At 35.9% G+C, this 12,225-nt stretch carries 10 protein-coding genes and 1 pseudogene; 5 read left to right on the top strand and 6 right to left on the bottom strand.

All coding sequences use genetic code 11. The features are described from left to right. Positions 1 to 15 precede the first annotated feature (15 nt). A complete protein-coding gene (locus ABEB31_RS20635; RefSeq protein ID WP_347053553.1) occupies positions 16 to 912 on the top strand; it encodes a helix-turn-helix domain-containing protein in 897 nt (298 codons plus the stop codon). 537 nt (positions 913 to 1,449) lie between these two features. Here the strand turns inward: ABEB31_RS20635 and ABEB31_RS20630 are convergent. The 3 genes and pseudogenes from ABEB31_RS20630 to ABEB31_RS20620 form a co-directional block, all read right to left on the bottom strand. Beyond that, a complete protein-coding gene (locus tag ABEB31_RS20630) occupies positions 1,450 to 2,937 on the bottom strand; it encodes a hypothetical protein (protein WP_347053552.1) in 1,488 nt (495 codons plus the stop codon). A gap of 73 nt (positions 2,938 to 3,010) precedes the next feature. Next, a complete protein-coding gene (locus ABEB31_RS20625) occupies positions 3,011 to 4,819 on the bottom strand; it encodes a T9SS type A sorting domain-containing protein (RefSeq protein ID WP_347053551.1) in 1,809 nt (602 codons plus the stop codon). A gap of 1,332 nt (positions 4,820 to 6,151) precedes the next feature. After that, positions 6,152 to 6,325 (bottom strand): annotated as a pseudogene (locus tag ABEB31_RS20620) (type IX secretion system membrane protein PorP/SprF); the annotation flags it as partial. Positions 6,326 to 7,136: 811 nt separating this feature from the next. Here ABEB31_RS20620 and ABEB31_RS20615 point away from each other — a divergent pair. Together ABEB31_RS20615 and ABEB31_RS20610 are read left to right on the top strand one after the other, a co-directional pair. Further along, positions 7,137 to 7,895 carry a LytR/AlgR family response regulator transcription factor gene (locus ABEB31_RS20615; protein ID WP_347053550.1) on the top strand — a complete coding sequence of 253 codons (759 nt, stop codon included), beginning with the start codon at positions 7,137 to 7,139 and terminating at the stop codon, positions 7,893 to 7,895. An 11-nt stretch (positions 7,896 to 7,906) separates the two neighbouring features. Continuing rightward, positions 7,907 to 8,296: a response regulator gene (locus ABEB31_RS20610; protein WP_347053549.1), complete on the top strand. Its 390-nt coding sequence runs from the start codon at positions 7,907 to 7,909 to the stop codon at positions 8,294 to 8,296. A gap of 46 nt (positions 8,297 to 8,342) precedes the next feature. Here the strand turns inward: ABEB31_RS20610 and ABEB31_RS20605 are convergent, their stop codons facing one another. The 3 genes from ABEB31_RS20605 to ABEB31_RS20595 form a co-directional block, all read right to left on the bottom strand. Further along, entirely contained in the window at positions 8,343 to 9,338 is a 996-nt protein-coding gene (locus ABEB31_RS20605; RefSeq protein ID WP_347053548.1) for a response regulator, read from the bottom strand. Between the two features lie 831 nt (positions 9,339 to 10,169). Continuing rightward, complete coding sequence (locus ABEB31_RS20600) at positions 10,170 to 10,430, bottom strand: hypothetical protein (RefSeq protein ID WP_347053547.1); 261 nt, start codon at positions 10,428 to 10,430, stop codon at positions 10,170 to 10,172. Positions 10,431 to 10,799: 369 nt separating this feature from the next. Further along, the gene (locus ABEB31_RS20595) at positions 10,800 to 10,970 is read right to left on the bottom strand and encodes a hypothetical protein (RefSeq protein ID WP_347053546.1); all 171 of its coding nucleotides are present in this window, start codon (positions 10,968 to 10,970) and stop codon (positions 10,800 to 10,802) included. 425 nt (positions 10,971 to 11,395) lie between these two features. Here ABEB31_RS20595 and ABEB31_RS20590 point away from each other — a divergent pair, with 425 nt between their 5' ends. Next, positions 11,396 to 11,698 carry a TIGR03643 family protein gene (locus ABEB31_RS20590; RefSeq protein ID WP_347053545.1) on the top strand — a complete coding sequence of 101 codons (303 nt, stop codon included), beginning with the start codon at positions 11,396 to 11,398 and terminating at the stop codon, positions 11,696 to 11,698. Positions 11,699 to 11,708: 10 nt separating this feature from the next. Next, positions 11,709 to 12,113, top strand: coding sequence for a DUF2452 domain-containing protein (locus ABEB31_RS20585; protein ID WP_347053544.1), 405 nt, complete (start codon positions 11,709 to 11,711; stop codon positions 12,111 to 12,113). Positions 12,114 to 12,225: the final 112 nt, after the last annotated feature.

Genomic DNA, 12,225 nt, shown 5'->3' with positions numbered 1-12,225 from the left:
GTGATAAGATTGAAAATGGAAAACGTGACCAGAATTGATACAGTCAGAAAGTACAATGATTTAATGAATACTGAAACTTTACACCCTTTAGTAAGCGTAGTAAAGTTTAACGAAGTTCCGATTGTAGTGAACTTAAAGGCACAGTTTGGCCTGTATTCTGTATTTCTTAAAGATATTAAATGCGGCGACCTGACTTATGGTTGCAAGCCTTACGATTATGAGGATGGCACGTTAGTTTTTGTTGCGCCCGGGCAGGTGTATCGCTCAGACAGCGGGGGGAAGGAGATTATACCGACAGGCTATTCACTTACTTTTCATCCCGACTTACTCAAAGGTACCACGCTAGATAAATCGATAAAGAATTATAATTTTTTTAATTATGAAGTTAATGAAGCACTTCATTTATCTAAGAAAGAGCGGCAAACATTAGTTGAAAGTTTTCAGAAGATTGCTGAAGAAATTGAACATAAAATCGATAAGCACACTAAAACTCTTATAGTGTCAAACATCGAGTTATTCCTAAATTACTGCATGCGTTATTACGAGCGGCAGTTCGTCACAAGAAGCAATATTAATCAAGATGTGCTTATAAAGTTTGAACAGCTTCTTTCCGACTATTTCAACTCTGATAAAGGCCAGACTTTAGGTTTGCCAAGTGTAACGTGGTGCGCAGAACAGATACATTTATCGCCGAATTACTTTGGTGACCTCATTAAAAAAGAGACAGGAAGCACTGCCTTAGATTACATACAACGAAAAATAATTGAGGAGGCAAAAACGAGAATCTTGGATAGCTCAAAAACTATCAACGATGTTGCGAACGAGTTAGGATTTAAATACCAACAACACTTTACAAGACTTTTTAAACAACGCACAGGATTTACACCCAGTGAATACCGGAAGCTTAACTGAAGACTTTGCTATTTCAAACTAAATCAATTTCTACTATGATTAACCATCGTTTGAATAATTCAACGCGGAACCTCTTCATCCGCAACAAATTTACAATAACTCATCTCTAATCTACTTTGAAATTAGAAGTATGAAGTTTTGTGGCTGAATTATGGCACATTTCTTTTTGAAAAAAAACTAAGCAAGATGGGCTCTTTTTTACATAATAGGCACAGGCAACCCGATTGTCTATTACTACTTCTATAACTGAGCTTAACTTTTGTCGTATAACTATGCTATATGGCATCCATTAAACAATAAAAAACCCGCCGATATGAAGCATCAGCGGGAGCATAGGCGTATAAGTAGCAAACAAATTTGTGAATTTAAAATAAAAAAACAATAACAATTATAATTTTTAACACTTTAGCGAGCCATTGCTTAAAGTTGTAGTACCCCCTACTATTTACCTGTAGAATTTGTACCGACAAAACCCGATCATCTTCAAACAATATGCCAGATTACTTTATGGGTCCTGACAAAGGGGTACACAGAAAACTATTTAATTGTTATACTCATATTGGGCACCACAATATTTCCGTTACTGCCACTGTACCTTTGGGCATATACTTCAATATAGTCATTGGTTTGCATTTCGGTGCTTGCATTCAGTGGCAACACTACAATATCGTTTGTTGCGGCACCACGTCCATAGATTTTGTACTGGCTGATCACCACGTCATTCTTTGCTATATAAACTATATAGGTTCCTGCGGCCGGAACCTGAAAAGAGATCGAACCTGCAATGCCGAAAATCCTCTTCTTTTTGCCAACATATCTTAACCTGTTGGCGGCATCAGTGGAAAATCGAAACAAATTGGAATATACCGTAGAAGGACTTCCAGAACCGACCTTAACAATGTTGCTCGGGTTCGAGTTATTAAATGCAACTGCCAAGCCACTTCCAACAGGATAATCCATGGCAAAGTCCCCTGCGGCATCCGCATCGGTCTCACTAGGAAGACCTGCCGCCTTCACGGTCCAGCTGTTGTTGAAGTTATATCCTGTATAAGTTCCAGTGGTATAAGGCTTAACATAATTTGAGGGAACCGGTCCTGTAAAGACGACCGATTCCAATACTGCGTCGCCTTTTATATCAAGGCCTGCTGTCGAGACATCCAGTCCGACGGCGCCCGTATTTACATTGGAAAAACCACCTTGCTTTGCGACCAGATTAAAAGTGCCGGTCAATTTTTCATAAGTACCGGTGTTATTACTGAACCACGCCTGGTTGCTTAACAGCAGTTGACCAATATTGCTGTAGGTGATCCCGTTCGTATTTCCAGAAAAATTTACTATACTAAGGAAAGCAAGTCCATACCCTGCTACTGTTCCAACGCTTCCTGAATTCGCAATGATGCAGTCCCGAAGAAGAAAGCTCTGCGTTGGAGTTCCGTTAAGGTTGAAAACCGTCGCGCCAGGTGCAGCGATAGTGAGGTTTCGTAAACTACCACCTGTTGTGCCCTCGAAAAGGTTTCCTGATGTCTTCACTATTATGTCTTCATTAGCATCCAGACCGTCTAAATAGGCATTATTAAGATCAATTGGAAAATTAAACACAATCTGGCCATTTATTTCATATAAAGTATTGGGGTTAAGAACATACTTTGCACCGCCGCCCGAGGATAGTTCTTCACCAAGCACAGCAGTCAGATCATCTCCTGCACGTATGCGTTTAAAATTTTTCCGAAGCACGGTGCCGCTATTGATCTGGACCCATTGTCCAGACAAAGCGGAATAAAAGTAAAACAAACCTAAATCTAAATCAAAAACCTCGAGACCATTGGCCGGTGATACTATCGCATTTCTTTGGGCAGTTGTCATTCGCGGCAAAAGAAAACCCTGCGAAGTGGAAGATACATCCAGTATAGAACTGGCCTGTGGCGTTATTGTTCCAATGCCCACCTGAGCATTTGTCGCCAGTGAGAGTAAAAGAAAAACCGCTAGTCGGATGCGGTACGTATTAAAAACCTTTTTTTCTATCATGATTCTGTTTTTTTAGTAGTTGGTAATTAAATCTATTATTTGTAAGTAATTTTAGTCATCTTACATCTTACTCTTACTGCACACCGCTATTAGTTATAACTATTTTCTGCACTTTCTTCCCGCCTGTTGTGGACATAAATACCACCACATACATTCCCGATGCAATAGCGGCAGTTGGGAATCCATAATTCGTCTGAACTTGAAGTGCACTATCGGAAAGAATGATTCGGCCCAGGAGGTCATAAACAACCATCGATTTAAGGGGTATAGCATCAGGGTTTATTACTTTCAATACCTGGTGTTTATTATCCTGAATTATAAAAAAATTATTTTTTATCTGTTCTTCAACCGTAAGGGCTGCTTTGCTAAACGTGATGCTGAATCGCTTATCATATACTCCTGGAGGAATGGTTGTTTCATAAGTTTTAAATTTGATGTCATGATATGAATCATCAAGAGCGTCATAGAGATATATACTTTCAGAGAGATCAAAATTAATTACTTCAGGAATATAGAACTTCATCGATGAAGAAGCAGATGATTTAACGGTAAGGGCTATTTTCTTCGAGGGTTCAAAAGGTACTCCCTGAATCACGTAGGCTTTTTGTTCTATGAGGAAAGAAACATCATTGGGGAAACTCTGATCCATAGTAAGTGCATCGATTCCTACATCAATTCCATCGGTAGCCTCTTCCATAAGTGCCAAAGCGAGCTGTCGGGTAAACTTCTCATTAATAATCGTATTTATTTTAAAATGGGGGATTTGAGAATCTTCTTTCTTCTGTATCAATTTACCTGTCGAAAACTTAGCAAATTGGGAAAGTCCTGTATCTTCTTTATAATATGCCCTGTGTGAATTTTTAAACGTTACGGTGGCATTTTTGTTGCCATTTATTAAAAATCCCTGTCCCACAGGACTATATTTTCGTTCTATGCTTAAATTCGAGGATGTCCCTGTTGCATTTAAAGTGCCGTCACTGTTATAACTGTTAAATGTTGCGGCAACATAGATCCCATTAGAACCTAAAGATACTGGTGAATAAGTTCCATATCCACCTTTATAAGCTGAAAGATAATGCGAATTCACATTTTTATCCTGTTCCCAGAAGTACGCAACACCCGTACAGGCACTATTGGAGGGGTCCAACAAAAAAGCATTGAGATTTAAGGCAGAGGGATACGGATTGCCGGTTAACGTTGCGGCAGTACCTGTTGCCACACTCACGGTAATGTTACCGTCGTTGGGCCTTCCTCTGAAATCGTATCGCTGTTGACCTGAACCTGTATTGTTGATAATCCCTGTACTCTCCGGATCAGTATTATCTACGCCACTAGTCCCCTTCATTGTAAAACCTTCTCCCGCCGCAATTGTGCTGTTCGCTCCTACCTGTACCCACTTGGAATAACTGTCTGCACCAATTAATTTATAAATCCAATACGGAGCAATAGCCAAGGGATTGGCAGTTCCATCGTATGATCCTATTGGAAGAACTGTAACGGGGACCGAATTGGTAGATGATAGTGGTCTTCCCAACATGGTTATCCCAAAATTGGAGTTACCAGCTGCTGCAGTACTCGCACCTACAGGAGAGCACCAATAATTATATTCAAAATTATCTGACGTACCTTCCTGATATACCGACAAAATACCCAAACCCTTATTTGTGGAAACTCCGGACGTACCCTGCAATAATTGCGATTTATTTCTCAGATAAAGCCCGGCAGTGGATTCTAAATTCAAATCCTGATTGACAAATAATACCTGATCCCTGACATATATGGACGACCCCACTCCGACATAGAGCTGAGAAAACGATTGCACCGTAATAAAAAAGAAGAGTAAAGCTATTTTCATATGGGTCAGTTTAGTGGTTTTTAACATTTTTTGATTGCACCTTAACCTTTGTAATGGTTATAACGAATCCAAATAAAATTCCTGTACTCAGTAAGAGGTATAATGAAGAATCAATTGTGAGCACTACCGGTTGATCTGGTAATCCTGGGGGCGGCGGATTCTGAGACCAAGCCATTAAAGGGCTCAAAAATAAAGTCAGTAAGATAAATTTTCTCATAGTATCAAATTTTTAGCGAATTCTGAACTGGCAACGAAAAGGAAATACCTTGAAAATGAGATCCTGTCTCGATGCGTTACAAACATACTGTCATTGGCCGAGGGCTAGTTAATAAAAAGTAATAACTGTAAGGAGATATAGAATAAGTGTTTTTCCGTATTTTTACATTTAGTAGATGAATCACTATCCCTTGCCCTTCATCGATGTAAAATAAATTTACCATAGAGTCCTTTGCTATCAGGCAGTATAGTCCGGGAATCCTATTGTATTGACACTGATAATTAAAATAATGATTGTACCCGACATTTAAAGATGGCATTAAACTCTCCGTTTGTACTTCAAGTATTCAATGCTGTAGACAAATACATATTGTATCGTAATAAAATTAAATGCTTTGCAGGTATCACTAGCATGTTGAGATAAGATGATTTATGCCTATTATACCCATTATTTTACAGTTATTCCTTGTCGCAATTAACACGCAACAGTTTTAACTACATTTCGATATGCATGCTGATGATCTCATATAGTGCAATTTATAGAAATGAAGGATGCTCCATCGCGACCTACTAATGGATTTGCAGATGCCAAATCGGGACGGCTACCAGATAGCCAATATATCCGTTGCAAATTAAAAACAGTATTTCAATTATGGCGATTACAGCCCTTTACCGGTGGAAGAACTGGACCGATGTGGGAATGCTGGAATGACGGATATGTTCGTAAGGCCTTTAAGCCATAAGAACTGCTCGAAGCAATAAAGATTACTTTGAAAAAACAATTCCCGCTCGGCTATTTGTTAATAAGCTGATGAACTATAGCAGACCAACTTGTTTAGCTTAAAGTTTCTAGCAATTTAAAACTATCAGCACGGGTAACTGCAGGTCATTGCAATTACTTATAAATCCGAATTGAGCTCTTTTTCGTATATTAAAGCGGAAGTGCGATAAGAGTTCGATAAGGAAATAAAGCGAAAGAGTTTGAAAATGATCCCAATCTTCCAAAAAAACAATCATTTAAGAACGTCTCCCGCTTTTTTACTATTCATTGAGCAGTCTTTGAGTGGTATTTGCATCATTATATGAAAATGTCCTATATTCCGCAAACCTGTCGCTACTATTTTTTATAATTTCATAAAAAGATTAGAAGAATCTAGGCGAAGTGATTTGTCTAAAATTATTCAGGAATTCAAAACGCAGAAAGATCTCATGTGATCCTGAATTGTACTTACTTAAATCTGTGGTCTCCTGATCATATGCATACCCTATAAAAAATCCGTCTGTAATCTGAAACCCCGCGATGGCACTCCAGGCTGCAAATGATAACTATATTGAGACAGCAATTATTGCTGGTGACTTGCTGCTGCTGATTCTAAAAGAAAGATTACAACACCGATGAAAAAATATTGGAAGTCCTATCGGATGGTACGATTAAGTTTGTAATATAAGAAAACGTCTTATTCAGATCTAACGAACAGCTGCATGATTCTATGCAACACCTGAAATGGTAAGCTAAATAAATATTTTTAGTAATTACTATATTATAATTCTGATGGTTACAGTAAGCCATAACTAGTATTTATGTTCTAAAAAGAAAGTTTATGACATTAATTAGAAATATCTCATTTACCCGCATTAACCCTGAGAGTGTTAGATCTCTTGACATTAAAATTAAAAGACTTATAAAAAAACAGTAAAAAGATTTAAACATAACAACTACCAGTAAAATACATATGGCTAAAATGGTACACCAAGAGCGATTAGAAAGAAATCTTTCTGCACTTTATAGTATACTTACTACAAAACTATTGTAAAGGAAGTACAGCCTTACAGCTAAAGTAATAACTGTGGTCAATGGAGAATAACTGTTTGCCATTAAGGAGCGCACCGTGTCATTTCATACCGCTACCAAAATTGCATTATCTATCAAGGGAAATATCTGCTACCTATAAAGTAAGCAACTCATCCGGACCGAATAACGCTATATTAAGGTTTAATCATATCTTTTTGGCAAAAAAGTAAAGTATTCAGTATCCTTATTTAGCCATCCAATAATTTTTTTTATGTTTTGCATGTCGTTTGTCTAAATATGTGTAATTTTGGATTATAATACATAAAAAAACTGTAAATGAGAATTTTACGTGTAATTGTTATAGACAGCGATACTGAAACCATTAATCAACTGAAGCTTTTCGAAATTAACAATTCCGTCTTATTTACAATAACCAAGATTATTAACGATTTTGAAGAAATTATTGCGCACCTCAATTCTCACAAGCCCGATGCCATTATTGTAAAAATTGACAATTTTTTTATAACGGAAAAATTGGAGGACGTGCTAAATAATCTGGAAATCCAAAGGCCTAAATTAATTGTTATATCCAATGAGAAATCGAATGCTTATGACGCCTTTAAGCTTAATGCTATAGATTTTTTACTAACTCCCATTAACAACAATGAATTAATCATTTCTTTATATAAGTCTTTGAGGGCAATAGATATGGAGACCGCCTATCAAAATGATAAGATCACCAAGATAAAAGCAATCAATTCGCTTCACGATAACTTTGAATATATAGCAGTAGCTTCCATGGATAAGATAGAATTATTAAAAAACAATGATATAATTTTCTGTAAGGCTGACGGAAAGTATACCGAGTTCCATCTCACCGGCAAATCGAAGATTTTATCCAGCAGAAATCTGGGCGAATATAACGACAGCCTTGGACCAACTTTTTTCAGGATACATCATTCGTATCTAATTAATATTCGATATCTGACTAAAATTGTGAAAAAGGATGGATTATACTGTGAATTATCTAACGGTATAACCATACCCGTTGCAAAGAGGCGTCAGGAAGAATTTATTAGATATATAAAATTATAATCAATCAACCAATGAGTAACAAATACAAAAAAATCATGCTTATTGATGATAGTGAAATAGATAATTACATCATTAAATCATTAATTAAAAACCACAACAAATCTGCAGAAGTAAGTGTATTTTGCAAAAGCGAACAGGCGCTCGGTTATATACAGCAAAATAAGGACACGTACAATAATCTTCCCCACATTATTATTCTGGATCTTTATATGCCGGTTATTGACGGATTTGAATTTTTAGAAAAATTAATCGAAATGGATTCTATCTACGTAAACGCCATTCGGGTATATGTTGTTTCGAGTAGCATTGATGACAGAGATATAAAACGCTCAAAACTATATCCACTAGTAGAAAGATATATTAGTAAACCTATTCCGAGTGATTTTTTTGAAACAATTTGAACAACTGCTTAGCATCCGGCTAAAATTTGTAGGTATATCAGCTATTTTAAACATCGTTTGCTTTTTCCACAATATTTTTCAGGACTGCGTCCACTTCAAGGGATGTCTCCATTAGCATTTGTAAAATCATTTTTTTTTCGTTTTGTTTTGTCAACTCATTTACAAAAAGTTGGATCAACCCCATAATTCTTGCAATCGGTGCCCTGACCACATGTGATTGAATCCACGCTATTTCCTTTAACTTTTTATTCTGTGTCTGAATGGATTGAAAGTATCTAATTTCCTTGGTCAGATTTTCAATTGATAGTATAATTGATTCGCGGCCTTTGTACACAATCTTATTGGAGCGACAAGCTACATAGAGTAGTCCTCCTCCTTTTTTTTGATGACATTCGATTTTTTTAGCTAAGCTTTCAGTAACATTATGCGATAGATACTCGTTTAGGTCAGATATATATATATTTTCAACATTGAGATTTTCTACTTGCTTTGTGGTAAACTCCTCATAGGTATATTGATATGTATTGACTGCTGAGTAATTGACATCCACGATTATATTGCTCTCTTCGTTATATACTATAAGGGGATGCGGGCTTAGTTGAAAAAGGTCTAAATAGTACTGCTCAGAATTTTTAACTGTTATAATACTCTTATAGCGCTCTATATTATAGAGGATGCATTTATATAAGACAACCGAGGACAATTCCTCTTTCAAAAGATAATCCGATATTCCAAAAGAAAGGGACTGAATTGCAAAATCAAAATTGGGATGGCTGGTAAGAATAACTATAGGTATTGCATTTGCTATGTTCAAAGCTGATGTAATTAAATCCTCACCGCTTTTATCGGGCAATAACAGATCTAGAAATATAATATCGAAGTTGTTATTAATATCTTCAACTTGAGAAAGCCCAACAAAATCTTTCACATGAATTACCTCACTACTAAAAAAGTAATCATATACGTAATTTTTTAATAAAGTAAAGTCATCTATATTGTTTACCACCACTAAAAATCTAAGAAATTGATGTTGTTTTAGCATTCTACACTACTTAATTTTAATACTGTTACCGATTATTATAATGCTTGCAAAAGTGAAGTTTAATTACACTGCAAAGTAATGAATCACACACGCAATTCTGATATATAATCCTTGTTACTATTATTATAAACGAATTACGATATCCACCATCCTCTTTTTCCTACACTACTTTTATCAAGCCATATCTATATTTTTTTTCTAAAGTAGTAATTTCAAAACAATAAACATTAAAATTAGATAGGAAAATTCACCTTAACTAAGTTAACTCTTTTTTGAATTTAGGAGTTAAATTTAAATTTTAAATCCTAACATTTAAAAGGCAATGATTTTCATTATAGCTCCCTTCCATAGTATTGTGCATTTAAAGTGCACTTTTTAACGTATCACAATCATGTAAATACCTGTTTTATTGGTTTTTACAATAGGGCTCAATTCGTTGGGATAGCTCTACTAATTTCGCCGAATAAGGCACCATGCTATTTTTCTTGGGAAACAGCATATGTCCCCCCTTACTAAGTTTTACAGTAGAGAAATGCAGAGCAATAGTACCTAAACTTATTTGGCATCAATAATACCTTATGATAATTAATAAGTAAAAACATATAACTAAAACAATGCATTTTTTTGACTATTCTAGCGCGATCTACTAATGCTAGATTTTGTAATTAAAAACTAGCGAAATTATAAAATCTACCTGTTTTGTAAATAACGCACATTTTTCAGATGATACTTAGGTAGCATGGCAAGCAACTAATCTCAATACACTCATTATTCTGGTTTGCGTACAAACTCAGATGAAGGAAGATGATATTAGTTGCTATTGCCAAAAGATTAAGGCAAAAATTGCCACTCTTTTCCGGATAATCCGGCCTCATTAGTCTCGCTTAAATTCACAAGTCCCTGGTCTCTTAACAATAACAAATTTTCTAAAATTACCAGCTGCTGAATTTTTTCATATGCAATGCTGTCTGAAAATTTAAGAGAAAAACTAAGCAACGGATTAATAATTTTAGCAAGTTCCCGCACCGTCAAAGTACTAGTAGGATAATCTTTAAGAGTTAATAAAATTTCTGTAGGTAAATTGGAATGCACTATATTTTTTTTTCAAAGATAAGAAAAACGGCCCTATACAGTATAATTTTTAAATCAACTGGTCCCTTAAATTCGAGGTCAATGGCCTATCGTACTGCCATAGCCTGTGCGCTTGATTTAGTATTGTCGAAGGTTAATTAATAGAACAAGGTAATGCCAATTTATTATTATGAATTGCTAATATGGATATATTTCAGCTGCAAAAAAGCCACCCCGTCTCCTTTGAGGACCCTCTGAAAGGACCATTCTTATACACTGCGAGACTTTGTAAAAATAGCGAAGCATTAAGGGAATTGTGAGAATTAAATACTCCGCGTACAGTCCAATTTACCATCTTGAAATTTTTAAAATCACAAAAACCACCTCATATTAAATAAGTTGACTGTCTGCAGAATGTGCTTTTTCTTTATTTTTTCGCTGTTGAGCCGAAACTACGTTTACAGCAATAGGACCTTTACCATCTTTACTACATCCTATCAATCCTATAAGCCTGAATATTATCTGATAATCTGTTGCATGAAGCAATATTTCGCTACTCACTTGTTGGAGTTATAAATTCAAAACCTTATACTTAGCTGAAGAATTGTACTGTAACTTCTTGCATGTTATAAAATATAATTTCGCTAAAGGTGCGCTTATTTACAATACGAAACGGCAAAAAGAATTTTTATGTTTTCAAGATAATCTTAATATCGTACCTAGGTTAAGGCAGTTTACATGATCTCCCGCTCACAACTGATGCACGGGCTGCTTTAAACAAACATTACAGCTATGAGATACAGCTGTATATATTAAAATGTTCCGGCTGATTCCCTTTAGCGCACACCAATATCCTAAATAAAGGTTTTTATACGTAATCAAGGCGACAAACCCAGTACGAGCCTTAAATTTTATGAAATAATAAAATTTGAAAATAAAACATTACTTTTGTTTAACTTATTAATTAAAACATTAGACAGTTTATCATGAAACATATTGCGCAAAAAATCGACACTAGCTTGCTGCGTGATTTCCAAATCGATCGCATTATTGAGATGGCCTGGGAGGATCGGACTCCTTTTGATGCCATAGGCTTTCAATTTGGTCTCACTGAGGCCAACGTGAAAAATTTAATGAAAAAAGAATTAAAGTTCCGCAGTTATACGTTATGGCGCGAGAGGGTCGAAAAATGCAAAACAAAACATGCAGCAAAAAGACCTGATGGAATCGATCGGTTTAAATGTAAGAGGCAAAGAGCAATTTCCAATAATAAAATCTCCAAGCGATAAAAAGATAGCAATGAGCAGCAAAAACAAACCCGATAATGTGGTGTTTTCTAATGAAGACGGTTACAATGCAAACATTTTAAACTATGGTACCAATTTGGGCGCACCTGTAATTAAGGCAGATGATGTAGCAGGCTGGAAAAACTTGGGCATCCATAAAGTAAACAAAGAATTTGAAAGCAAATTTCACGAATTAAAAATGCAATATGAGCAATTGATCCAGGAATTCCAATGGAATGAACTGGTGTATAATGCCAGGTTCGCTTTTGAACCTATTGTGGGTGAAATATATCACCTATACCAAGACGCAGTGGGCTCTAACTTTCTTTCCCTGATAGGACCAGATGAATGGGATAAAAAACATATGGGCACTTTTAGACTTAACAGCGATAAAAAATGGGCGCGCATCGATTTCTAGTAATCTCTTATCTGGCTAAAATGAATTGTTGGATCCTATAGGTATATTTTAAAAATTCAGAAATTTGCACAAATTTACACCCACGTTCCTTTATTTTAACCCCTATAAATGG

The sequence above is a fragment of the Flavobacterium olei genome (genome assembly GCF_039749035.1).
GTDB classification, from domain to species: Bacteria; Bacteroidota; Bacteroidia; order Flavobacteriales; family Flavobacteriaceae; genus Flavobacterium; species Flavobacterium olei.
This window is presented reverse-complemented; position numbering and strand designations above follow the sequence as displayed.